General features: G+C 39.9%; 20 protein-coding genes. 7 read left to right on the top strand and 13 right to left on the bottom strand.

Going from position 1 to position 21,375, the window contains the following annotated elements; genetic code table 11:
* Positions 1-62: 62 nt before the first annotated feature.
* The 4 genes from JZO83_RS07550 to dhaM all read right to left on the bottom strand — a co-directional run bounded on the left by JZO83_RS07550 (position 63) and on the right by dhaM (position 3,466).
* Positions 63-821, bottom strand: a complete 759-nt coding sequence (locus JZO83_RS07550; protein ID WP_207115403.1) for a Fic family protein — start codon at positions 819-821, stop codon at positions 63-65.
* A gap of 648 nt (positions 822-1,469) precedes the next feature.
* On the bottom strand, positions 1,470-2,069 hold the full coding sequence (gene dhaL, locus JZO83_RS07545) for a dihydroxyacetone kinase subunit DhaL (protein WP_206855758.1): 600 nt from the start codon (positions 2,067-2,069) through the stop codon (positions 1,470-1,472).
* Between the two features lie 13 nt (positions 2,070-2,082).
* Positions 2,083-3,066 (bottom strand): dihydroxyacetone kinase subunit DhaK, encoded by a 984-nt coding sequence (gene dhaK, locus JZO83_RS07540; protein ID WP_206855756.1) that lies wholly within the window; start codon positions 3,064-3,066, stop codon positions 2,083-2,085.
* Position 3,067: 1 nt separating this feature from the next.
* Positions 3,068-3,466: a dihydroxyacetone kinase phosphoryl donor subunit DhaM gene (gene dhaM, locus JZO83_RS07535; RefSeq protein ID WP_207115402.1), complete on the bottom strand. Its 399-nt coding sequence runs from the start codon at positions 3,464-3,466 to the stop codon at positions 3,068-3,070.
* A gap of 198 nt (positions 3,467-3,664) precedes the next feature.
* Between dhaM and JZO83_RS07530 the strand changes: the two genes are divergently transcribed.
* Positions 3,665-3,985: a heavy metal-binding domain-containing protein gene (locus JZO83_RS07530; protein WP_207115401.1), complete on the top strand. Its 321-nt coding sequence runs from the start codon at positions 3,665-3,667 to the stop codon at positions 3,983-3,985.
* Positions 3,986-4,129: 144 nt separating this feature from the next.
* Here JZO83_RS07530 and nagE read toward each other — a convergent pair whose 3' ends face one another.
* The 4 genes from nagE to JZO83_RS07510 form a co-directional block, all read right to left on the bottom strand.
* A complete protein-coding gene (gene nagE, locus JZO83_RS07525; protein WP_207115400.1) occupies positions 4,130-6,121 on the bottom strand; it encodes an N-acetylglucosamine-specific PTS transporter subunit IIBC in 1,992 nt (663 codons plus the stop codon).
* A 320-nt stretch (positions 6,122-6,441) separates the two neighbouring features.
* Entirely contained in the window at positions 6,442-7,233 is a 792-nt protein-coding gene (locus JZO83_RS07520; RefSeq protein WP_207115399.1) for an LPXTG cell wall anchor domain-containing protein, read from the bottom strand.
* A gap of 125 nt (positions 7,234-7,358) precedes the next feature.
* Positions 7,359-9,014, bottom strand: coding sequence for an FAD-dependent oxidoreductase (locus JZO83_RS07515; RefSeq protein WP_207115398.1), 1,656 nt, complete (start codon positions 9,012-9,014; stop codon positions 7,359-7,361).
* Between the two features lies 1 nt (position 9,015).
* On the bottom strand, positions 9,016-9,327 hold the full coding sequence (locus JZO83_RS07510) for a rhodanese-like domain-containing protein (protein ID WP_207115397.1): 312 nt from the start codon (positions 9,325-9,327) through the stop codon (positions 9,016-9,018).
* Between the two features lie 170 nt (positions 9,328-9,497).
* On the opposite strand from JZO83_RS07510, the gene JZO83_RS07505 reads away from it, so the two are divergent.
* Positions 9,498-9,758, top strand: coding sequence for a metal-sensitive transcriptional regulator (locus JZO83_RS07505; RefSeq protein ID WP_207115396.1), 261 nt, complete (start codon positions 9,498-9,500; stop codon positions 9,756-9,758).
* 100 nt (positions 9,759-9,858) lie between these two features.
* Here JZO83_RS07505 and JZO83_RS07500 read toward each other — a convergent pair whose 3' ends face one another.
* Positions 9,859-10,668, bottom strand: a complete 810-nt coding sequence (locus tag JZO83_RS07500; protein ID WP_206855734.1) for a Cof-type HAD-IIB family hydrolase — start codon at positions 10,666-10,668, stop codon at positions 9,859-9,861.
* A gap of 76 nt (positions 10,669-10,744) precedes the next feature.
* On the opposite strand from JZO83_RS07500, the gene JZO83_RS07495 reads away from it, so the two are divergent.
* On the top strand, positions 10,745-11,692 hold the full coding sequence (locus JZO83_RS07495) for a LacI family DNA-binding transcriptional regulator (RefSeq protein ID WP_207115409.1): 948 nt from the start codon (positions 10,745-10,747) through the stop codon (positions 11,690-11,692).
* A gap of 304 nt (positions 11,693-11,996) precedes the next feature.
* Here JZO83_RS07495 and JZO83_RS07490 read toward each other — a convergent pair whose 3' ends face one another.
* The 3 genes from JZO83_RS07490 to JZO83_RS07480 all read right to left on the bottom strand — a co-directional run bounded on the left by JZO83_RS07490 (position 11,997) and on the right by JZO83_RS07480 (position 15,332).
* Entirely contained in the window at positions 11,997-12,368 is a 372-nt protein-coding gene (locus tag JZO83_RS07490) for a hypothetical protein (RefSeq protein ID WP_206855731.1), read from the bottom strand.
* 374 nt (positions 12,369-12,742) lie between these two features.
* Positions 12,743-13,297: a CDP-alcohol phosphatidyltransferase family protein gene (locus JZO83_RS07485; RefSeq protein ID WP_207115395.1), complete on the bottom strand. Its 555-nt coding sequence runs from the start codon at positions 13,295-13,297 to the stop codon at positions 12,743-12,745.
* A gap of 118 nt (positions 13,298-13,415) precedes the next feature.
* The gene (locus JZO83_RS07480; RefSeq protein WP_207115394.1) at positions 13,416-15,332 is read right to left on the bottom strand and encodes an endonuclease MutS2; all 1,917 of its coding nucleotides are present in this window, start codon (positions 15,330-15,332) and stop codon (positions 13,416-13,418) included.
* Between the two features lie 416 nt (positions 15,333-15,748).
* On the opposite strand from JZO83_RS07480, the gene JZO83_RS07475 reads away from it, so the two are divergent.
* Positions 15,749-16,126, top strand: a complete 378-nt coding sequence (locus JZO83_RS07475; RefSeq protein WP_206855711.1) for a DUF1093 domain-containing protein — start codon at positions 15,749-15,751, stop codon at positions 16,124-16,126.
* A gap of 84 nt (positions 16,127-16,210) precedes the next feature.
* On the opposite strand, the gene JZO83_RS07470 is transcribed toward JZO83_RS07475, so the two are convergent.
* Positions 16,211-17,191, bottom strand: coding sequence for a helix-turn-helix transcriptional regulator (locus JZO83_RS07470; protein WP_206855708.1), 981 nt, complete (start codon positions 17,189-17,191; stop codon positions 16,211-16,213).
* 119 nt (positions 17,192-17,310) lie between these two features.
* Between JZO83_RS07470 and JZO83_RS07465 the strand changes: the two genes are divergently transcribed.
* Genes JZO83_RS07465 through rhaA form a run of 3 tightly spaced genes read left to right on the top strand, consistent with a single transcriptional unit; the run spans position 17,311 to position 21,251 of the window.
* Positions 17,311-18,489 (top strand): MFS transporter, encoded by a 1,179-nt coding sequence (locus JZO83_RS07465; RefSeq protein WP_207115393.1) that lies wholly within the window; start codon positions 17,311-17,313, stop codon positions 18,487-18,489.
* A gap of 34 nt (positions 18,490-18,523) precedes the next feature.
* Positions 18,524-19,978 (top strand): rhamnulokinase, encoded by a 1,455-nt coding sequence (gene rhaB / locus JZO83_RS07460; protein WP_207115392.1) that lies wholly within the window; start codon positions 18,524-18,526, stop codon positions 19,976-19,978.
* Between the two features lie 16 nt (positions 19,979-19,994).
* Positions 19,995-21,251 (top strand): L-rhamnose isomerase, encoded by a 1,257-nt coding sequence (gene rhaA, locus JZO83_RS07455; protein ID WP_207115391.1) that lies wholly within the window; start codon positions 19,995-19,997, stop codon positions 21,249-21,251.
* The last annotated feature ends 124 nt before the right edge of the window (positions 21,252-21,375 follow it).

Here is a 21,375-nt window from a genome sequence, read left to right as displayed (position 1 = left end):
CGAATAAACGGTGGGAGCAGAAGTAACCTCTTAGAAAGAGCACACTCTTTCCTATCCAACTTTTATAACTCTAAGTCGTGATCTTGTACTTTTTCTTTTGCAATGAATTGTTCTTGTCGTTTTTCTTCCTTAGCCATTTGTTCAAAGGCATACTTCGTTAACCCTTTAACGTTTTGTTCAGCTAATAACTCCAAATATTGGCCCTTATCTTCCGTTTGAATCACTAAAGGCGGAAATCCCTCTTTTAGTAAAGAATAATTCATGATTAATCGGCCGGCGCGTCCATTCCCATCACTAAATGGGTGTATACGTTCAAACTGGATGTGAGAATCTAAAATTGCTTCTAGTTGTTCACCTTCGGTCGTTGCAGTATCTAAACGATAATTCAGATTATCAACAAGTTGTTGCATTAACAACGGCGTTTCCTGTGGTGAAGCCGTGTTAAAATCTGCACCTAATATTGCATTTTCATTCGATTTGAATCGACCACGATCAACAATCAGTTTATCCATCAACCGTTCATGGATATCCTTGATCAAAGATACTGATAACTTTTCTTTTTCTTGTACTTTTTCAAGCATTAACGCAAAAGCACCTCTATGGTTCTCAATCTCATACAACTCTCGTAGTGAAGTTCTTTCTGGAACCGTATTATACAAAATGATAGAAACAGTCTGTGGTAACGATATGGTGTTTCCTTCAATAGCACTTGAATGATAAGCGAGTCGTACTAAAATATCATCTAAGTATTCTGAAGGGAATTGTTGGTTATGGAATTGATTACGTGCGATAGAATACTCATCATAAAAATTGTACGTCATTTTCTCACCTCTTACTCTCTTTCTAAGGTACATGTTACTAGCATATATTTTTTTATTTAGGCGAATTTTCTTTTACTCCTGAGTATGACGTTCGCTTTAGCCTATGTCATTTTTTTACTCTAATCATGATCATTGTTACATGTGCATCGTAACAGATGGCTTCAAGCCTTACAGTTTTGCTTGTGGTGCTAACTCACTCTCTTTAAATCAAACACCTTCACAGCGGAATTGCAGCACCATACTCAACATCACTGTAATTATAACATTTATTTTGACGGCTTTCGAGTGACCAATGATCACCCTCAGACCGAACGGCATCCATCTTCCAACTAGAGAGGATAGGTGACTTCTGCCTAATTGTGTTAATTTTTAAAACATTTATTTCCAAATGCTAATACCATGACACACAGATTTTCGGGTTCTCCATTTGTTCCAGTCGTTACATTTTCTGAAATCATTATTGACTGACTTGTATTTGATTCCGTTAATGTTGCTTTCTTTTTTTGACACCACAGGAGAAAAGGAATCATCACAATACTGAAAAAAATCACCTTCAAAACTATTTTTCAAGCTTTGAAGGCGATTTTTATTAACAGAGACGTGTTATGTTTTCTGTCCCATTCTCTTGTTTCTAGTAATTATATCTCGTTAATCCATTACCTCTAATAGTGCAGTAAACAAGATTGCACTAGAAGCCGCACCCGGATCAATATGACCGACTGAACGTTCACCCAAGTATGAGGCACGTCCCTTTTTCGCGATCAATCCCTCGGTGTGTGCTTTTGCTTGTTCGATTATCTCTTTCGTTAGATTCCCTGATTTTAGTGCCTCTGCTACAGGAAACCAAACATCTAACATCGTTTTATCTTCTTGCTCCGCTTTCCCTCTTGTTTTGATTCCGTTAGCTCCTTCAAGAATGAGTTCCCCTAATTGTTCTTGCGAGTCGATACTTTCTAATCCTTTTGTTGCTTTCATCAAGTTCATGAATGCTGTTCCATACAACGGACCAGAAGCACCGCCAACTTTTGAGATCATCGTCATCGAAAACGTCTTGAACGTGTCGCTGATCGTTTCAGGTTGCTCTTTTTGGAAAGCTTCTTCATAAGCAGTTACGCCTCTTGCCATATTATTTCCGTGATCGCCATCACCGATCGGCGTGTCCAAATCACTCAAATAAGCTTTATTTTCTTTGATTTCTTCTGAAAAACGATCAAGCCATGCTTGAATTTCTTTTACCGTCAGTTTCATGTTTATCCACCCTTTACCAAGAGATTGTTTGTACATCACTAGTTAACGCAGTTTGCCAATTTGTGGCCGTTAAATCGATCAGTGTCAGTGACAATCCTTGCATATCTAAGGAAGTCATCAAATCACCGACTTTTTTGAAAGTCACAGATACTTCCGCTTCTTCTAATAAGCCCAACACATCATTGATGAACACAAACTGTTCCATCAACGGTGTTCCGCCCATTCCATTGACTAATACGCCGACTTCTTTCGGCTTTTCTGTATAATCACTTAGGATCTTCGTTACTAATTCTTTCGCTAGTTCTTTTGAAGGTTGCAGCTTTTCTCGACGATAGCCTGGTTCACCATGGATCCCAACACCATATTCGATCTCATCTTCTGCCAATTCAAATCCAGGTTTACCAACTTCTGGAACTGTTGCCGCTTTTAGCGCCACGCCAATCGTTTTGATTGTCGCAACGACTTGATCGCCTAATTCTTTCAATTCAGACAATGAAGCGCCATTTCTAGCTGCATCGCCTAGAATCTTATGCACAAGGATCGTACCGGCTACACCTCGTTTTCCAGCGGTGTACGTGCTATTTTCTACTGCGATATCATCGTCAACAACTACTTGTTCCACTGCGATATCGTCCATTTCTGCCAGATCTTTCGCCATATCAAAATTCAAAATATCGCCAGTATAGTTTTTAACGACCATCAAGACGCCTTCGCCTTGATCTGCTGCTTTGATCGCTGTGTGGATTTGATCGGGGGTAGGAGAAGTAAACACGTCCCCTAAAATCGCCGCACTTAGCATGCCTTCGCCAACAAAACCAGCATGAGCAGGCTCATGACCACTTCCTCCACCAGAAATAAGCCCTACTTGTTTTTGCTCTTGGTTTTTCGCAATGACACGTGAGTCTTCGACACGATGGACCAGCTCAGGATAGCTTTTCACGATCCCCTCTAACATTTCCTCTACGATCATTCCAGGTTCATTCATGATTTTCTTCATACTATTCCCACCCTTTCTTACCAGATTGTTGTGCTTCTTGAATGATTTGTTCGATATCGTCTGTATTTCCAGCAGTGATTGCTGCGGCAAAAGCGCCTTCAACAAACGGTGCGTCGACGAGTCGATACTTTTCTTGTTGTGCTTCTTCAAGCAGATCTTTAGCTAATTCGGCATTCAAAACCGCACTTCCGATATCAGCAAACACTAAATAGGCATCAGAATCTGGCGATTGATTGATTGCCTCAACGATCTTAGTTGGATCAGAACCGATTTGATCATCTTCGATCCCACCTAGAGAATAAATGGCCACATCCTCGGATCGTTGCATCTGTTCAATCATTTCTTTGATGCCATCTGTTACTTTTTTGCTATGTGAAAGCAGTAAAATACTTTTCTTCAACTCGTATTCCTCCTTTGCAACATCGACATGTTTTTTGTAAGGGGTTTCTTTCGTTCTAGTTTTAGTATAGCGCATTCTTATCGGTTAATGAAATAAAGCGATATGAGCAACATCAGTTTTTTTATTATAGTCACAGCTAAAAGTACTATTTCAATTGTAACTTTGCTATACTTTGCTTAAAAGAAAGGAGTGATCAAAATGATCATTACAACAACAGGTAGTGTGGAGCACCGCCCAATCGAGGCGTATCAAGGGATTGTTTTTGGTGAAGTTATCACAGGGATCAACGTTTTAAAAGACATCGGTGCCGGATTTCGCAATGTCTTTGGTGGACGTTCAAAAAGTTATGAAGATGAATTATTAGTTGCTCGAGAAGAAGCTCTTGCAGAAATGGCGCGCCGAGCGGAAGATTTAGGTGCAGATGCTATCATCGGTATGAAAATGGATTATGAAGTATTAGGTAGCGACAATGGTATGTTGATGGTCACATGTAGCGGAACTGCTGTTAAATTGATCTAACGTATTCACGCACTCGCTCTTTCAACGTCGAACAAACAGTGTCAAAAAAGTGATTTTTCAAGAAAATAAGCCGTGAAACCCAAAATTTGAAACATCGCTTTCGGGTCTCTCGGCTTTTTTGCGGATGACTTTTGTCATCACTCTTTATTGTTCATTCGTTTTTTTTACTATTTGTCCAACTACTTCATTTGCTTGGACTGCTGAACGTTTGTCTAGTTGCAACTTATCTATTTCTTGACTATTAGTGAATACGACAAGGATATCTGATTTTTTACCTGCTTTTTCTAACATTTCCAAATCGACTACAGCAATCAATTGTCCTCGTGCTACTTTTTGCCCTTCATTGATAAATAGCGTAAATGGCTCACCTTTCAGCTCAACAGTATTGATTCCCATATGCAACAAGACTTCTGTGCCATTTTCTGTCTTGATGCCAACCGCATGTTTGGTTGGGAAAATATTGATGATCGTACCAGCAACCGGGGTGAATACTTCGGCTGTTTGCGGAATCACTGCGTAGCCATCCCCCATCATTTTTTCGGAAAATACTGGATCAGCTACTTCAGTGATCGGTACTATTTCCCCTTTGGATGGTGCATAGATCACTACCTCTTGATCAAGAAGCTCCTTTACTTCTACTGGTTCTTCTTTTTTCTTAGACACTGGTGTTATTTGCCCCTGTTGCAAGCGTAGCATTTCATCTGCGACAAATTGTACTTGTGTGCCAACGATCACTTGAACGTTGGTTTTATCGATGATTTTCATCCCAGGGACACCTGTCTGTTTGATTTTATCTGCATCGATCATTCCTGTATCTTGGACTTGTAACCTTAATCGTGTCGTACAGTTATCGATGACGGCAACATTTTCACTACCGCCTAAACCTTCATAAATCTTACTTGCTAGATCAGTAAAGTCATTTTCACTAGGAGCTAAATCTGGCGTTTCTTCTCCAAGAGAGGCTTCTCTTCCAGGCGTCATCAAGTTGAACTTACTGATTGCAAAGCGGAAACCAAAGTAATAGATCAGTGCAAAAACTATCCCTTGAAGGATCAACATCAGTGGCTGGTTAGCGACTGGATTCTTCAATGACAAAAAGTAATCGACAAAACCGGCACTAAAAGCAAAGCCAGCTGTCCAATGGAAAAAGGCACTGATTGCTAATGAGATACCCGTAAAAATGGCATGGATGACATATAATGGCCATGCGACAAACATAAATGAAAATTCTAAAGGTTCAGTCACGCCTGTGAAGAATGCGGCAAAACCCGCAGCAAGCATCAAGGAAGCAACTTGTTTTTTCTTTTCTGGGCGCGCACTTTGGTAGATAGCGAATGCTCCAGCAGGTAAACCAAACATCATGACTGGGAAAAAGCCCGCTTGATACATACCTGTTTGACCAATCACCGCTGTGCCACTATCTAAAGCTTGTTGACCTGCTAAAAAATTACCGATATCATTGATTCCTGCCACATCAAACCAAAAAACAGAGTTCAGCGCATGATGCAATCCTGTTGGAATCAACAAACGGTTAAAGAACCCATAAAGGCCCGCACCAACAAAACCTAATTGCGAGATTCCTCGACCGAAGGAAACAAGTACATCGTAAACACTCGGCCAAATAAATAATAAAACAACAGAAATCACTAACATACTTAAAGCCGACATGATCGGCACTAATCGTTTGCCACTAAAAAATGATAAAGCCATCGGTAGTTTCACTTGACTAAATCGGTTATACATCGCAGCAGCTACTAGACCGGCGACGATCCCTACAAATACATTGTTGTCCATTGTATTGAAAGCTGGATTGACTTCAGTTATATCTCCTAACTGTAATAAACCTTGTACTGAATCTGCAGATAAAACAGTTTGTGGTATCAAGTAAGCGACCAATCCCGCCAAAGCAGCTGAACCGTCTTTATCTTTTGACATACCTAATGCCAAACCCACCGCAAATAATAAGGCAAGGTGGTTAAGAATCGCCAATCCCGCATTCATCAAGAAAGTCGTTCCTACATTACTGATGCCTACCCCTACTAACCAGTTGGCAATCCCAACAAGTAAAGAAGCTGCTGGCAACACAGCTACCGGTAACATCAATGATCGACCCATTCGTTGCATATATGCTTTCATTCTCCCACTCCTATTTCTTGCTTAAAAAAGCTTTTCTTATTTTTGAAAATTTTCTAGAAAATATCTAAAAAAACAACAAAACGAGTATACCATTTATGAACAAAAATAGGAAGAAGAAATTCATACCCTCTAAAAGTCAAACAAAACTAGCGTAAACAACAAACAAACATATGTAAACTTATTTCCAAACCTACATTTATGATATAGACCAATAATTAAATATAAACTCTATCAAATAATTAAATATAAAAAAAAAGTTCGAGATTTATGGAATCACCCTAAAAATTAGATTTTTAGTCTAACTTTTAGGGTCACTACATTTACTCAAACTCTTTTTTATAAACTGCGCCGACAAAAGCAACAAGAAGCAACATACTTCCTACTAGAGGCAAATAACCTATCTGTCGATCATTCGTTTTAGGTAATGTCTTTGCAGAGTGTTGTTCCACTTCTTTGGTTTGCGTTTCAGCAACAGTTCCCGCCTGAACCGACCGTTCCCCAGCAGAACGCAAGGTCGACTTGATTCGTTGGATACTGGCAGATATATCTGCTTTTCTCGTTTCAAAATCAGCCATTGCCTCTTGAGCTTCTGTTGCTTTTTCATGGATTTCCGCACTTGCAGCTCGAATATCCGCCTGCGTTTGATCCAATGAAGTAACAGTAGCGGTTGCTAAATCTTGCAACTCCGTCTGCACTTCGTTTGCTTTTTGGGTAGCTGTCTCGATTTTCTGTTTCGCCGCTTCCGCTTTTGCGCGACTTTCAGCTAATTTTTCTTTCAATTGATCACGATCATTCTCTGCTTGTGTCGCTAGATCCTGTATTGCTTGATCGATTTCCTCTTGTCTTTCGAGCAACTGTTTCTTTGCTTGATCCAATGTCTCTTCGACTTCTTTACGATGTTGTTCCAAATCCGCCAAACGACTTCTTTCCTCGGATGAAGCTTCCGGCTCAGTTTCCGCAAGAGGTGCTTCTGTCGAGCTTAGGGACTGATTAGCGACATCCTGTGACTCACTCGTTTCTGCCACTTGAGGACTTTCTTCTGCACGTACCTCCTGACAGAGGCAAAAACTACTGGCAACTAACACAGTTAAAAATACTTTTGTTTTGTGCATACCTGCCTTCTCCTTTCGCTTTCACTAATTGTTTATTATAGAAAAAAACAAAGGAACGGCCTATAAACAATTGACTTGATTTGTCTAATAAATGTGAATAGGACAGATAGGCTACCAAAAAAATGCTATGCTTGAGGATAACTTAATTCTTCTGGCCGGATTGCTTGGTATAGATAAAAGGCACCATCTAGATTTTTTACAGTGAAACCATTTTGTTTCAAGATTCTTTCTGCTAAATAGCTACGCAACCCACTATGGCAGCTAACAATATATTCTTGCGCTTTGTCCAACTCGCCTAAACGATGACGTAGTTCTGATAAAGGAATATGAACTGCCTCTGGGAAATACCCTTTTTGCCACTCTTCTTTATTTCGAACATCAAGTAATTGTTTACCTTGCGCTAGTTCAGTTGGTAACTCATGCCACTGCACCATCTCACTCAATCCTTCGATGACGTTCATCGCGATATACCCTAACATATTCACTGGATCTTTCGCTGAACCAAAAGGTGGCGCATAAGATAATTCTAATTCCGGAAGATCGAAGACCGTCAAATGCCCTTTAATAGCTGTAGCAAGAATATCGATTCGTTTATCTACACCTTTTTGACCGATTCCTTGGGCACCATAAATCTCCCCAGTTTGTGGATTGAAGACCAATTTTAACAACAAGTCCGTCGCATCAGGATAATAACCAGCATGGTCTTTCCCTGAAGCATGAACTACTTGAAACGATAAACCTGCTGCTCTTGCTTGGCGCTCATTGATTCCGGTTGATGAAGCGGTTTGATCAAATGCTCGAACAATCGCAGTCCCAAGGCTTCCTTGATTGATCCTTGGATGCCCAGCCATATTATCAGCGACTTGTCTTCCTTGACGATTTGCAGGCGAAGCTAATGAGATCAATGCAGGTTCGTTCGTGATTTGATGTTTTACGAGAATCGCATCGCCTACTGCATAGATGTCAGGGTCACTCGTTTGATAATGCTCATTTACGACGATGCCCCCACGTAATCCTAGTTTCAAGCCAGCCATTTCAGCCAAACGACTATCCGGTTGAACACCGACTGAAAGAATCGTCAAATCGGATGCTAAACTTTTACCGTTTGCTAAACGAAGCACATTTCCTTGTTCTTCAAAACGAGTAACGGAACAATCAGTCAAAACCTGAACATCATTACGTTCTAGTTCTTTTTGGATAAAACAAGCCATCTCTTCATCCAGCGTCGGTACGACTTGTGGTGTACGTTCCACGATCGTTACTTCAAGGCCACGTTTTTTTAAGTTTTCTGCTACTTCGATCCCAATAAAACCTGCACCGACAACTACTGCTTTACGGGGGTGTTCCTTTAATTTTTGCATGATGACATCAACATCTGGAACATTTCTCACAGTAAAGACATTTCTTGCTTCAGATAAACCTGTGATTTCTGGAATAAAAGGTTTAGCTCCTGGAGAAAGCAAAAGAGCGTCATACGATTCTCTATGAGATTTTCCTCCATGAGAAACTTCTATTTCTTTTGTTTCTGGAAAAATCGCTGTCACTTCATGTTCCACGCGTACATCTAAGCGAAAGCGTGCAGCTAAACTTTCGGGGGTTTGAATCAATAAGTTTTCTCTTTCGCTGATTTCCCCAGAAAGATAATACGGAAGACCACAGTTAGCAAAAGAAACATACGAACCTTTTTCAAAAACAATGATTTCTGCATCTTCTTGCAAACGTCTTAACCGAGTAGCCGCAGACATCCCACCGGCGACACCGCCAACGATCACATATTTCATCTTATTTCCCTCCAACTCTTTGTCCAAGCCATTGATTCATTCCACCACGGACATTGATTGCCTGATACCCAAGTTCTTTCAATTCTTTTGCCGCTTGTTTACTACGGATTCCGGACTGACAAATCACATACACCGGGTCTTGTTTATTACCTTTATAGTTAGTAATTCGATATAAAGGAACATTTTTCGCTTGTTTGATATGCCCTCCCCGGTATTCTTCTGGCGATCGCACATCCACCAGTTGAATGTCCCCGCTTAATTTTTCTTGTAAATCCTTCGTTGTCACTGATTGACCAAATTGAAATAATGCCATATTAAATATTCTCCTTTTCCCACCTCATAAATACCTTACGGGGTATATTCAACACGAAAAAACCTGGATTGTCAACTATTTAATTTTTATCCAAAAATAAAAAACAGTCTATATTTGCAAATGATACCTATATAGGGTATTATTTAAAAAAACTAAGTTGGAGGCCCATGATGACTATTGATAATAAGACAATCCTAAATCGTTTAAAACGTACGGAAGGACAAATTCGTGGAATACAAAAAATGATTGACGACGAAAAAGAATGTATCGATATCATTACTCAATTAAGCGCTGTTCGCTCTAGTATCGATCGTGTGATGGGAATGATCGTTGCTGAAAATTTAAAAAATTGTTTGGAACATCCAGAAAAAAGCGCCGACGAACAAGCAAAAAAAATGGAACAAGCCATCAATATGATTATCAAAAAATAACCACGTACTTCCAAGAAACAAGCACCACAAACCAAAATAGAAACCTATTTCGGTTTGTGGTGCTTATTTCTTGTAGTCCAGTAGACTAACAGAATATTTTTTAGCTTTCCTCTATGATTGCTTGGATCGTATCAAGAACAGCTTCTGTATTATTTGAACCAATAATCGTTGAAGCTGCTTCTTTGATCTTTGGTTGTCCATTTTCCATGGCAAAGCTGTGTTTGATTTGTTGGATCATTTCAATGTCATTCCCACTATCACCAAACGTCGCGATCTCATCATCAAGGATCCCCCATTTTTCCCCTAACAACTGCAACCCATTTAATTTATGGACACCAGGAATAATCAAATCGATATCTCCATGACCACTAGAAACTGGAATCAAGCCCTCACCTAAAGACTGTTTCAAGGCTGATAGTTTTTCTGCGGCTTCCTGCTCATCAAATGATAAAGCAAACTTGAAAATCGTATCTTTCTCTTGAGTCAACGCATATAGATCCGCTACTTTTTCTAGCTGCGGGTAGTAAAAACTTGCACGTTCAAATAATTCTTCAGACACCGTATTTGAGATATATGCACTCTGTTTTCCACATAAAATCAAGTTCATTGGCGCTAATTCCTCCAACACGTCTAACGTCTGCACGATCTTTTCGTGACTTAGTTCTGCGTTGTACACATGGTCTTCACCAATTAAAATATTTGCCCCATTTTCGGCTACGAATGCTATACTTTTATAAAGCTCAGGGAAGAAAGAACGCAACTGAAAGTACTGATTGCCACTTGCTACAACAAATCGTATGCCTTTCTCTTGTAATTGTTGAAAAAGTCGATTGAATCGAGGTTCATTGTATTTTTTTTGATCATTCAAAAATGTTCCATCCATATCTACTGCTATCATTTTGATTGACATTTTATTACCACCTTTCAAACCAAGTATACCTACTGGGACGCGTCCCAAGTCAAGAGAAAAAAGGAGGGAAATCCCCATCGTTACTATTCGAGAAATCGCAAAAATATCTGGCGTATCCAAATCAACTGTTTCAAGAGTACTCAACAATGACCGCTACGTATCCAGTGAGTTGAGAAAAAAAGTCCAAACTGTCATTGAAGACACAAAATATGTAGTGAACGGCAATGCTGTCAAGCTAAGTAAAGGAGAAACGTTTACTTTAGGAGTCACCTTACCTTACAATAGTTCTTGCTATAGTCAACTAGTGGACAGTATTTTGTATCAGGCAAAAAGTAAAGGGTATCAAGTATTATTACTCCCTACTTATTACGAAGAAGAAACAGAAAGCAATTATTACACACTCCTAGAGCAAAAAATGATCGACGGACTCATACTGACCTCACGAACAAAAAATGATCATTTACTCGAACCGCTTCGCTTCAAAGGGAAAATCGTCTCTACTGAAAAAATGGACAATGAAGAACTAACGATGATTTATCCAGACCGAAAAAAAGCCTATGATCAATTATTTTCCACTTTGCATACTCGTGGAATCTCTAAGGTCATGTTTACCACGAAACGCAGCGCTGACCAAAGCCAGACAACCAAAAATAAATTGGCTGCTTATGAAGCTTATTTTGGCAAAGCAATCGAAGGCGAACATTACTTCACTACAATCGAAAACTATGAAGACGGGCGAGCATTAGCAGCAGAAATTTCTGCTAGATCCTCTATTCCCGAGGTGATCTATGTCAATGGCGATGATACGGCGGCCGGAGTTATTTTTGGCATGAAACAAGCCGGCTTCATCCATAAAAAAGATTTCACGATCATTGGCGAAGGAAATCTACCTTATAGTGAGATCTTAGCGTTTTCAACCATTGACTTCGCTCCTCAAAAAATCGGCGCCTCTGCGGTAGATTTCCTCTTATCAGAAAGTGAGAGACTCGTGCAACCAGAAGAGCCAACGATTATTTGGCGGTAGTGATCATCGCTTTCATTACTGCTAAAAAACAAGCGATTCATATGATAAAAAGGGAGAAAGACAGAAGCAGTTCCTTCAAAAAGAAGCATGAAACTCCAAAATTTGAAGAACAATTTTCGGGTTTCATGCTTCTTTCGGGGCTAAGAACTTCTGTCATAACCTCCTATTTGTCGTTGAATCTATCTCAGAATATCTGGTGATCATCACAAGATTAGGTCGAAAACAATCGCTGATGCTATGCATTGTAGCTATGTCGGATCTACGTAGACCTGAATACCTCGAATCATATAAGTAAAATTGATTTTTATTTTTCACTCAGATAAATCAAACCACGTGGAATCGGATCTTTTTTCGTTAGGCCTACTCGCTCTCTATAATAAGATTGGCTGTCGTTCTTGATCATTTCGATGATTTTTTCTTCATTCATTTCAAATTTCAGCATTTCTATATATTCTGCCATTTCATAAAGTATCTGTAACTGGGCATCGATCACTAACAATTCGCGTAATTGGTCAAATATGGGACTGCCTTTTTTTGACGCGACAGTTAAAAAACGAGTATGTAGTTCCTTATAAAAAGAATTTAGCAGTGGATAATCAGTCGAAAAACTTTTTTCCGTAAATTCCCGATAATGTTTTAAGTATTCCTCACTCGATTGAATATCAGTTAGTTCCATCAGTCACCGTCCTTTCTAAATTTTTTCTTTTATCGTAAAACTTAACCTATGTACGTGCGATCGTTTGTTTTGAGAACTTACCTTGTAAACTACCTATTCCTCAAATAGATTACAACAAAATCATATAATCTTATCTGTCTAAATTCAACTCCACATATTGCCTAACTCCTTGAAATATTCGCTCTTGAAACCTAGCTACATCTATGCTTGGATATCTCAGTACCTAGTTTCAACTAATTTCGCCGTTTCCTACTGGAATCAAACAAAAAAATCAATCTTAGTCAGTTTCGACCTCGATTGATTTTCTGTCTATTCTTTTACTTTGAGTTTGTTCCGACCTCAAATAATGATGCGCCATCAGTAACTTCAATACATCACTTACGCTTTAGCATTCTACGATATTCCAAGGCATACAACACAAAGGACTGAGCCAAGAAGTACGTAATGAGCCCAAATATCACCATGACCCATCCTTCAGGAATATTCGGGAAAAGTAACAGCAGGATTATTCCAATGTAAATCACCGCTGTTGCCCATTTACCATACCACTTTGCTCCATCCAATTTGATCTGTTTGCGCAACCCGACGATTCCCGCAATCAACATAAACGCTTCTTTCACAATAAACAATACTAGAACCAGCCAGATATAAGGTCGTTCCCATGCCATTGAGATGATCAGCACTAATTGTGTCAGTTTATCACCGATTGGATCAAGCACTTTTCCCAGTTCAGTGACCTGATCAAATCTTCGTGCAATAAAGCCATCTAAAAAGTCAGTAACTCCTGAAAAAATGATGATCGATCCAGCCAAATAGAAGGATTGCTTGCTCATAAAATACAAATAAAAGGGCAATAAAAGAATTCTTATAATCGATAGGATATTCGGAATCGTGCGAATCTCTTTTCGCCAATCAGATGTTCCATTCATTACTTAACAACTCCCATCATGTCATTTCATCTATTTTACCTTATTTTCTATCATGAACCAATTAATTCCCTATATGTGACTGTCCGATCATGTTCATTCAACGATCTAAATAGACGATTTACTTTTTATCCAACGTATCATTTCGTTCAGCCTGACGCTGACGTGCTTCTTTCAATAACTTTTTCTGCGCTTTTTTTGAGCCGCGATCGATGTCTCGTTGCCATTTTCTGTCTTTGAATTCTGTAAACAAATGATCGATCTCATACCCCACAGGATACAACTCTTCTGCGCTCATTTTCAAAACGACACGTTGTCGCAGGACCGTTTCTTTTTGCTTATCGATAAAAATCACGATCGTATCTTCACCGGTATCTTCGAAGACTAGCGCTTCTTTTTGGAATTGTGTTGCATATACTCGATCGCCTTTTGAAAATAAGACTTTCTCCTCTTTTGGCGCTTCTTGATTTTTCTTTTTCTGTTTGAATGATCGTTTTTCGATTGAATAATTTTTCGTTGTAAGATACTGCTGCGCTTGCTGGATCAAGATCTCAGACATCTTCATTTTTTTAGCGATCCACAACGCTTGGCTCTCTCCTGTTTTCCCTACTTGTAATTGGTATTTCGGTTGTAAGGCTTCACGGTCAAAGGCCATCGCTGCGGGGACAAAGTCTTCATGCTTTTCAGCAAACTCTTTGATTTCACCATAATGAGTCGTTGCGACCATTAGCGCACCTTTTTCATACATGGCGGACATGATCGCAATCGCTAAAGCCGCCCCTTCAGTCGGCTCTGTTCCACTGCCGATCTCATCAAGCAGGACTAACGTATTTCTACCTACTTTGTTCAAAATCTGCGCGACATTTTGCATATGTCCTGAAAAAGTACTTAACGCATTCGCTAGATCTTGTTGATCGCCTACATCAACGAATACTTCATCGAACACAGCAAGCTCAGTACCGTTTTTGGCTGGTACTTGTAAGCCAAACATCGCCATCAACGTCAGTAATCCGACGGTTTTCAAGACAACAGTTTTACCGCCAGCATTAGCGCCAGTGATCACCAATCCGCGATAATCCGCACCTAAATCAAAATCTAAGGGAACAGCCTTTTCTGACAACAATGGATGTCTCGCCTGTTTCAGGTGGATGCGCTCTGATTTGTTGACGATCGGTGTGATGCCATTGATTTCTCGACTATATTTTCCACGTGCGAAAATGATATCTAACACAGTGACTGTATCAATGATTTGATCGATCGCCTGTTCATTTTCAGCTAAAGCACCAGTCAAACTAGCTAAAATTTGGTATTCTTCAGCAATTGCTTCTGCTTTTAGTAATTGATGTTGCGCGCTTGCTTTGGCAACTGCGGTTGGTTCGATAAACACCGTCGTTCCTTTATTCGATTGCTCGATGATCGTTCCGGCTACTTTATTTTTATAACTCGCTTTGATTGGGATCGTCGCATGTTCTCCCTTTTGAACGATCATTCTCTCTTGGATCATCTCTTTATTCGATGGATGACGTAAGAACTTCGTTAAACGATCTTGGATCTCTTTTTCGATCGTTTGGATCTGTTTACGTACTTTACGCAGATTTTTTGATGCTTCGTCTGCGACTTGCTGGTTTTTGATTTGCTCGTAAATCAGTTCCTCGACAGATTGTAGATCTGGTAGATACTTGCTATAAGCATAGAGTAACGGGGTCTGATATTGATTTTTTTCAAAAAAACGTGTGATCATTCGACTGCTTCGCAAAAAATCAGCGTATTCAATTAATTCAGCCGGTGTTAGTATGAACCCTTTTTTTACTTGATCCGTCAATGCAGCAATTCGCGTCAGCCCCATAAATGGCACATGCTGATTGCTCTCTAGGATCGTACGGGCTTCTTTTGTTTCTGTTTGCCTTGTTTCTACCGTCTGCAGATTGGTCGGTATGGACATCTCTGCCAGACGTTTTTTTGTGTGATCGCCGATTGCTCGAGAAATCACTTCTTTTCTGATTTGTTCAAATTGTAATTGTTCGATTGTATGATTCATATTCTCTCCTTTTCTTGAAGAGATACCTATCTCCAAAATAAATAAAGACCTAAAAATAGAATAAAAGGGCAGGACACAGCTTAAATAAGACATGTCCTCCCCTTGATTTGATTACAGGAAATTGTTTCAGACAGGTATCATCTATAAGCACACCAAATAAGCCTACTGCTTTATTGGCTATTCAACTTACTCGATTAAATACCTGCTACACTCATCAAAATACCTCGTTCATCTAGGTTTTATTTATTTTTCCTTTTTACTATAGCAAGCGTTTACCAGATTGTCAAATGAACGCCCAATAAATAACAACCGAACTTTTTAGTGATATTTCAAAACTGTCACTTTTTTCGCTTTTCAAACGAGGAAGCAATCAGCGATAATCTGGATAGATCAATCAACAGAAAAGGGTGTATGAGATGAAAAAAATGATTGGAGCAATTGCTCTCTTATTGTTATTATTTGGTGGTTACAAAGGTTATCAATATTATGATCAAACCTACAACAGCCAAGTGGCCTATGCAAAAGTCCCAGAAACAGTACCACCATTGACCGATGCGTTGAGTGATAGCGGAGAGAAGATGTGGAATTGGAAAGCCTACGACTATGAATTGACCTTTGTCACTAAAGATGGCAAAACGATCAAATTACCTTATACGGTTGCCTCAGAAAATCCAACGCCATTAGAACCAAACAGCTTTGTCAAAGCGGAAGTGAGTCAAAAACGAGTGACCTCTGGACCAACATCGATCGATGAGAGCCAAGTACCAACCGCTGCTTTAGCTAAGTTGAAATAAATCACTTTTAACAAATAAAAAAAGCCAACGACGATTCACGCTTTATCAGCGTTTCGCAGTTGGCTTTTTATGTATATATATCATTCAACGACGTTTCCGAACGGCAATCGGTGTGTCACCAAAGTATTCTCGATACTTTTTGTAAAAATGAGTCTTATTGGAAAAACCGACACTGGTCGCAATTTCTTCGATTGAAAAACGTGTAGATAGAATCAGATCATGCGCTTCGTGTAACCGTTGATTTGTGATCAGTTGTTTAAAAGACTTACCGGTCTGTTGCTTGATCAGATTAGACAAATAATTTGGGTTATAGCCTAATTCTTCTGCTAATTCTTTGAGGTTCAATGTTTGATATTGGCTCTCGATTCGTTGCAAGATCTTGATCATCAAATTGCTTTGTCCATCTTTTTTATAGATTTTTGCTAATTGCGAATGATACACCCTAGAAAGCTGTAAAAATAACACTTGAGAAAAAGCATTCATGATTTCATTGCCTAAATGCTTTTGGGAAAAATATTCTAAAATCATTTGATCCAGTGTGAGTTGGATCTCAGGTTCTTTTGCTAAATGTAGCAATAGATGGGTTTCGTTATAGCCGGGTTCTAAGATTGCGTTCATTAAAAAATTATAGGTCAAGCCCCCGCTCCGATTATCGATTTTTTTAAGAAGATTGATGTTGATATCATTCGTCTTGAATAAGAAATTCAGCAAGATATCTTTTTCACCTAAAGGCAATAATTCATGGCGGCTATTCGTATCTAAAAGTAATAATTGTCCTTCTTTCAACGTGATAGGCAAATCGTTGACGATTTGTTCGGAAGTACCGGAATACATATAATTGAATTCTAAAAAATGGTGAGAATGTAGTGGATAATGAGCGAAGCGTCGATGTTGTCGAATCAAAATATTGTTTTCTTGGAAAAGATGGTGGTCGTCTAATTTAAATTGTTGGTCTTGTTCGTCTAAATTTTCTCCTTCAAATTCCTTGATCCATTGTCCTGTCTTTTGTTGCTCTAACTCTTCTGCGGTAAACGGCATAAAGATTTTTTGCACGTATGGATTCATATTCCTCCCCCTCTATATGTAAATTTGACACCAATATAGTAACATACTGACATTGTTGTGAAAAGGGTTACAAGATATGATGAGTGCAACAAATACATCTTCATCTGGAGGAACAAGCTATGAGAAAGACCTGGTTGATGAAACTGTCGCTGTTGTCCATTTCCTTAGTCTTAACGTCAAATACCGCGATTGCTTCCGCTTTACCGATGATGTTGGGCTACTTCAACGACCAATCCGCTTCTTCTGTCGAACTACTGATGACGATCCCTCAACTGACCGTCGTGATTTTTATTGCTTTAAGTAGTTTGATCGCAAAAAGCATTGGACAAAAGAAAACAGTCTTGCTCGGATTACTGCTCGCTGGCGTTGCTGGCGTATTTCCTGTCTTCACAGCCAATTTTTACTTATTGATGATTTCTCGCGCAGCATTAGGCGCTGGATTTGGTCTATTCAATTCGTTGGCAGTTAGTATGATCAGTGAGTTTTTTGAAGGCGAAGAAGCCGCCACATTGATTGGTTTCCAATCCGCTTTTCAAGGTCTCGGAGCTGCGGTCATGACCTTTACTGCCGGACGTCTTCTTACTTTTGGCTGGCAAAAAGCATTCTTAGTTTACTTGATCACCATCCCGATCATCTTCTTATTTATGGCTTTCGTACCCGAACCGTCAAAGAAAAAAGAAACTACTAGTTCTGAAAAAGAAACAGCAGCAAAAGGTACACTTCGACCTACTACCGTCATGTATGGCATTTTGATTTTCTTTCTCTGCATTTTCTATATGATCGTTGTCGTCAAGCTTTCTACGTTCATCGTGACTGAAAATCTCGGAACAGAATCAGATGCAGGCACACTCCTTTCCTTTATGCAGATCGCAAATATGGTCGCTGGCTTCTTATTCGGTTTGATTTACAAAGGATTGAAGCGTTGGACATTACCCATTTCTTTTTTCATCATGGCAACAAGCTTGTTCCTCATCTTGACAGCCAATCATTTATGGATGATCGGTATAGGGGCAGCACTCAATGGTATCGCATTTGCCTTATTTGTTCCTTACATCTTCAACGATGCCACTCGTTTAGTGCCACAGTCAGCAAAAGCAAGTACCACTTCTTTTATTCTCGTTTTAGCAAATATCGGCAATTTTGTTTCGCCGTATGGTCATCAATTATTGGAAACATTTGGTATCGGTTCGGATGCCTTACAAAATATCTTTATCAATGGCTGTATTTTGATGACCGGGTTAGGTATTCTTTTTCTTCTCCTTGCTTTTAAAAAGGATCCGCTCCCAAATGAAGCCTAGCTTTCAATGATTTAGTCAAAAATAAACTGGAGGAATGTTGATGAATTATCTTGCAATCGATATTGGCGCTTCTAGCGGTCGCTTGATCCATGCCAATCTGAACGAATTAGGCAATTTTGAGTTACAGGAAGTCCATCGCTTCAAAAATGGATTTGAAAAAGTCGATGGTGTCGCAAAATGGCCATTGACACATTTAGTCACCGAAATCTTAAAAGGATTTGAAAAAGCCAAGCAACAAGGAATCACCGAATGTTATGTAGGGATCGATACTTGGGGCGTTGACTATGGCTTATTAGATGCTGATGGCAATTTGCTCGAAGCACCGACGAGCTATCGGGACGACCGCACGAAAGAAGCAATTGCGCACTTTGACCAAAAGATGCCACTAGACAAACTCTATCAAAAAACAGGCATCCAACTACAACCATTCAATACAGTTTTCCAATTACTCGTTGAAGAAAAAGAAACGTTAGCAAATGCCCATCGCTTATTATTGATGCCCGATTTACTCGGCTATCTGTTCACAGGAAAAGCGGTCACTGAAAAAACAAATGCTTCGACCATGCAGCTCCTGAACTTAAAAACGCGGAAATGGGACCCCGATATTTTAGCCGTTTTAGGTATCGATGATACGCTTTTCCCGCGGATCACAGAACCAGGACAGATTCTAGGCGAATTGCAAACCGAACAATTTCCTAAATATGATCTGCCAAAAGCCACTTTTATCACGATTGCATCTCACGACACGGCTTCAGCAGTCGTCGGCACACCAGCAACTGGCAAAGATTGGGCATACATCAGTTCTGGCACTTGGTCATTGATGGGCGTGGAGATTCCTGAAGGGATTTCCACGAAAGAAGCTTTTGATGCTAATTTTACAAATGAATGGGGCGTCCAAGGAACCATTCGCTTCCTAAAAAATATCATGGGGATGTGGTTGATCCAAGAAGTAGCCCGCCTGCAAGATGGCGCCTACAGCTTTGCTGAATTAGCAGAAATGGCCGCACAAGAAGCGCCTTTCCAACAGTTGATCAATGTCAACGACCCACGATTCTTGAACCCTAAAAATATGATTCAAGAATTACAAGATTATTGTAAAGAAACAAACCAAACAATACCTCATACCCCTGGTCAGCTGGCTCGTTGTATCTATGACAACTTGGCTTTGTGCTACGCCGTCGAACTAGAGAACTTAGCACGAATCACCGGAAAAGAATTTCATAAATTACACATTGTCGGTGGGGGTTCAAACAACACCTTCCTCAATCAGCTGACAGCCGATATTTGCAATATCGAAGTCGAAGCAGGACCAGATGAAGCGACTGCTATTGGCAATCTCATGGTCCAAATGATTGCTACTAAGGGCTATGGCACGTTGCAACTTGCACGTGAAGCAATCAGAGATTCCGTTTCATTAACCACGTTCCACCCTCGACACACAGAGGAAATGACACAGGCACTAGCTAGATATAAAGAATTTTTAATATAAAAGGAGAGATTGAATCATGATGAATGTCAAAGAGCGTTACGAAGAAGCCAAAGCAAAATATGCGAGTATCGGTGTCGATACAGAAGCCGTCCTAAAAAAACTCGCAGAAGTAAAGATTTCGATGCACTGCTGGCAAGGCGATGATGTCAAAGGATTTTTAACACCAGATGGAGAGTTGACGGGTGGTATCATGGCGACTGGTAATTACCCAGGTGCCGCACATACGCCTGAACAATTACGTCAAGATTTAGAAAAAGCATTTTCATTGATCCCCGGCAAGCACAAATTGAATTTACATGCCATGTACTTAGATACAGATGAACCAGTCGACTTGAATGAAATTGAGCCAAAACATTTCGAGAAATGGGTCGCATGGGCAAAAGAACAAGGTGTAGGTCTTGATTTCAATCCAACCTTCTTCTCTCATCAAATGATGAAAGACGGATTGACACTTGCTCATCCAGACAAAGAAGTTCGAGATTATTGGATCGAGCATGGGAAACGCGCTCGTAAAATCGCCGAGTATATGGGGAAAGAAATCGGTCAAACATGTATCGATAATTTCTGGATGCCTGACGGAATGAAAGACAATCCAATCGATCGTCTGTCTCCACGCCAACGCCTGATGGAATCTTTAGATGAGATCTTCTCAGAAGAAATCAATGAAGAATATACACAAGATGCTGTCGAATCTAAGCTATTTGGGCTTGGTGCAGAAGCTTACACCGTTGGTTCACATGAATTTTATATGGGCTATGGATTGACACGTAACAAACTGATTTGTCTAGATGCAGGCCACTTCCACCCAACCGAAGTCATCTCAAACAAACTGACTTCTTTAGCCCTATTTTCTAAAGGAATCATGCTTCACGTCTCTCGTCCTGTACGCTGGGATTCAGATCATGTCGTGATCATGGATGACGAATTACAAGAAATCGGCAAAGAGTTAGTTCGCAACGACTTACTCGGAAAAACAGCCATCGGTCTTGATTTCTTCGACGCTACCATCAACCGGATCGCCGCTTGGGCAATCGGTACGAGAAATACACAAAAATCATTACTGAAAGCGATGCTTGAACCAATCGCAGAATTAAAAGAAGCCGAACGCAACTTCGACTTCACCAAACGTTTAGCCTTCACCGAAGAATTAAAAGACTTCCCGTACGCAGACGTTTGGAATTACTTCTGTGAAATCAACAACGTCCCAGTAGGTATGGACTGGTACCAAGAAGTCTTACAATATGAGAAAGAGGTATTGAGTAAGAGGTTGTAAGAGGAGCGGTCTGACCTGAACAGTAAGATAGAAAATTTAAAAATAGCTCCTCATATTTTACGATTTTTTAGCTTAATGTTGAAGGTCAGCTCCTTGCACAACACTCACCTCCATCTTCCTAACA

It is taken from the genome of Enterococcus sp. DIV1298c (assembly GCF_017316315.1).
Classification (GTDB): Bacteria; Bacillota; Bacilli; order Lactobacillales; family Enterococcaceae; genus Enterococcus_B; species Enterococcus_B mangumiae.
This window is presented reverse-complemented; position numbering and strand designations above follow the sequence as displayed.

Coding starts and splice junctions, on each gene's coding strand:
- dhaL (WP_206855758.1), bottom strand. CDS start 2,069: ATGAAACTGACGGTAAAAGAAATTCAAGCATGGCTTGATCGTTTTTCA.
- rhaA (WP_207115391.1), top strand. CDS start 19,995: ATGATGAATGTCAAAGAGCGTTACGAAGAAGCCAAAGCAAAATATGCG.
- nagE (WP_207115400.1), bottom strand. CDS start 6,121: ATGAAAGCATATATGCAACGAATGGGTCGATCATTGATGTTACCGGTA.
- JZO83_RS07490 (WP_206855731.1), bottom strand. CDS start 12,368: ATGGAACTAACTGATATTCAATCGAGTGAGGAATACTTAAAACATTAT.
- JZO83_RS07505 (WP_207115396.1), top strand. CDS start 9,498: ATGACTATTGATAATAAGACAATCCTAAATCGTTTAAAACGTACGGAA.
- JZO83_RS07485 (WP_207115395.1), bottom strand. CDS start 13,297: ATGAATGGAACATCTGATTGGCGAAAAGAGATTCGCACGATTCCGAAT.
- JZO83_RS07480 (WP_207115394.1), bottom strand. CDS start 15,332: ATGAATCATACAATCGAACAATTACAATTTGAACAAATCAGAAAAGAA.
- JZO83_RS07500 (WP_206855734.1), bottom strand. CDS start 10,668: ATGTCAATCAAAATGATAGCAGTAGATATGGATGGAACATTTTTGAAT.
- JZO83_RS07530 (WP_207115401.1), top strand. CDS start 3,665: ATGATCATTACAACAACAGGTAGTGTGGAGCACCGCCCAATCGAGGCG.
- JZO83_RS07510 (WP_207115397.1), bottom strand. CDS start 9,327: ATGGCATTATTTCAATTTGGTCAATCAGTGACAACGAAGGATTTACAA.
- rhaB (WP_207115392.1), top strand. CDS start 18,524: ATGTTGATGAATTATCTTGCAATCGATATTGGCGCTTCTAGCGGTCGC.
- JZO83_RS07520 (WP_207115399.1), bottom strand. CDS start 7,233: ATGCACAAAACAAAAGTATTTTTAACTGTGTTAGTTGCCAGTAGTTTT.
- JZO83_RS07475 (WP_206855711.1), top strand. CDS start 15,749: ATGAAAAAAATGATTGGAGCAATTGCTCTCTTATTGTTATTATTTGGT.
- JZO83_RS07515 (WP_207115398.1), bottom strand. CDS start 9,014: ATGAAATATGTGATCGTTGGCGGTGTCGCCGGTGGGATGTCTGCGGCT.
- dhaK (WP_206855756.1), bottom strand. CDS start 3,066: ATGAAGAAAATCATGAATGAACCTGGAATGATCGTAGAGGAAATGTTA.
- JZO83_RS07470 (WP_206855708.1), bottom strand. CDS start 17,191: ATGAATCCATACGTGCAAAAAATCTTTATGCCGTTTACCGCAGAAGAG.
- JZO83_RS07465 (WP_207115393.1), top strand. CDS start 17,311: ATGAGAAAGACCTGGTTGATGAAACTGTCGCTGTTGTCCATTTCCTTA.
- JZO83_RS07550 (WP_207115403.1), bottom strand. CDS start 821: ATGACGTACAATTTTTATGATGAGTATTCTATCGCACGTAATCAATTC.